The sequence below is a fragment of the Mesorhizobium sp. genome (assembly GCF_004962925.1).
Lineage (GTDB): Bacteria > Pseudomonadota > Alphaproteobacteria > Rhizobiales > Rhizobiaceae > Mesorhizobium.
Genome location: NZ_SUEO01000265.1, coordinates 5,944 through 7,714, shown reverse-complemented (window position 1 = coordinate 7,714; position 1,771 = coordinate 5,944). Strand labels below are relative to the sequence as shown.

The window sequence follows — 1,771 nt, the reverse complement described above, 5'->3', positions numbered from 1 at the left end:
GGGTCGGCGCTGCATAACGCCTGCCAAGCCCTCAAGCAACGCATCCTGGAGGCGGCGCAGTCGAACGAGGCCTCACCGTTACGCGGCGCGAACGCCACCGAGGCAAGCTTTGCCGACAGCGAGGTCAGGGTCGGCCAGCGGTCGGCAAGCCTAGCCGACCTCATCCGAAGGATCGCTCCCGACGGGTTCGAGGCCGAAGGCTCCGTGGCCGCGGGCGCTGTCACCGAGTCGTACAAGGCCTACTCACAGCATTCCTATGGAGCGCATTTCGCCGAGGTCGCTGTCGATTGCGATACCGGTGAGATCCGCATGCGCCGGATGCTGGCTGTGATGGGCGCGGGCCGTATCCTCAACGCCAAGACCGCGCGCTCGCAAATCATCGGCGGCATGACCTGGGGGATCGGTGCAGCGCTGATGGAGCAGACAGTGCTTGACCCGCGCTACGGCCACTTTGTCAATCACGATCTTGCCGAGTATCATGTCCCGATCAACGGCGACGTCCCCGAGATGGAGGTCGTCTTCCTCGAGAAACATGACGACAAGGCCAATCCACTTGGCGCGAAGGGTCTGGGCGAACTCGGCGTCTGCGGTGCGGGGGCTGCTGTCGCCAACGCCATTTACAACGCGACCGGCGTGCGAGTGCGTGAATTTCCCATCACCTTGGACAAGGTGCTGCCTGCCTTGCCCGTGATCGCCATTTGACGCTGAAAGTTATCAGCTCCTTCCTCGCCCTCAAGGACGATCGGGTCGGAACGGATCGCTATTTCTGCGCCACCGGCGACGACGTCTGTGGTTGACAGCGCCGTCCGCCCCTTCCATACAAACATCGTCAATGTTCTCAGGGCGGGGTGAAAGTCCCCACCGGCGGTAAGGGTTTCGGCCCAAGCCCGCGAGCGCTTTCCGGTTAGCCGGAGGGGTCAGCAGATCCGGTGTGATTCCGGAGCCGACGGTCACAGTCCGGATGGAAGAGAACGAACGGAAGACGTCCGCTTTCGCGGTTCGGATTCCGTGTCGTGCGTCCTGATTCTGGTTCGAAACGGAAGGATGGACCCATGAATCAGCATTCCCAAAAAGAGTATGAAACGATCCGCGTTGCCGTCATTCGCGCGCGCTGGCACGCCGACATCGTCGACCAGTGCGTTGAAGCGTTCGGGGCGGAACTGGCGGTTCTCGGGGAGAAACGCTTTGCCGTCGATATCTTCGACGTGCCGGGCGCCTATGAGATTCCGCTGCATGCAAAGACGCTTGCCGAGACCGGTCGCTATGCAGCGATCCTCGGCGCGGCATTTGTCGTCAATGGCGGCATCTACCGGCATGAATTCGTGGCTAGCGCGGTCATCGACGGCATAATGAATGTGCAATTGTCCACCGGCGTGCCGGTGCTTTCGGCGGTGCTCACCCCGCACAACTACCATGACAGTGCGGAGCATCACCGCTTCTTCTTCGAGCACTTCCAGGTCAAGGGCAAAGAGGCAGCCAATGCCTGCGTGCAGATCCTGGCCGCGCGCGAACGTATCGTCGCGTGAAATGTCCGTCCCCGGGTGGAAATCCCGGTAACACGCTGTACTATCTGCGAAAATACCGAAATCGGGAGGATGCAGGTGCAGACCAAGAAGATCATCAATGACGGCAACCGCACCGTCGACGAGATGCTGGAAGGCATCCTGGCCGCGCATCCCCGCCATCTGACAAGCGCTGAGGGGAGTCCGCGCTCCATCATCGCCCGCGATGGGCCGCGGGAAGGTAAGGTCGGCCTCGTCATCGGCGGCGG

Annotated in this window: 2 protein-coding genes, 1 pseudogene and 1 riboswitch; all 3 genes and pseudogenes read left to right on the top strand. The window is 61.8% G+C overall.

The genetic code is table 11. The features are described 5' to 3' along the window. Positions 1-702 (top strand): molybdopterin cofactor-binding domain-containing protein (locus tag E5W87_RS31855; protein ID WP_292406840.1); only part of this gene is annotated, 702 nt, incomplete at its 5' end. Between the two features lie 128 nt (positions 703-830). Continuing rightward, positions 831-977: riboswitch (FMN riboswitch) on the top strand. A gap of 75 nt (positions 978-1,052) precedes the next feature. Then, positions 1,053-1,526 (top strand): 6,7-dimethyl-8-ribityllumazine synthase, encoded by a 474-nt coding sequence (locus tag E5W87_RS31850; RefSeq protein ID WP_292406838.1) that lies wholly within the window; start codon positions 1,053-1,055, stop codon positions 1,524-1,526. Positions 1,527-1,601: 75 nt separating this feature from the next. Further along, a pseudogene (locus tag E5W87_RS31845) lies at positions 1,602-1,771 on the top strand (dihydroxyacetone kinase); the annotation flags it as partial.

What these genes read in the sequence shown, in the direction of transcription:
- E5W87_RS31850 (WP_292406838.1), top strand. Translation starts at nt 1,053, where the DNA reads ATGAATCAGCATTCCCAAAAAGAGTATGAAACGATCCGCGTTGCCGTC.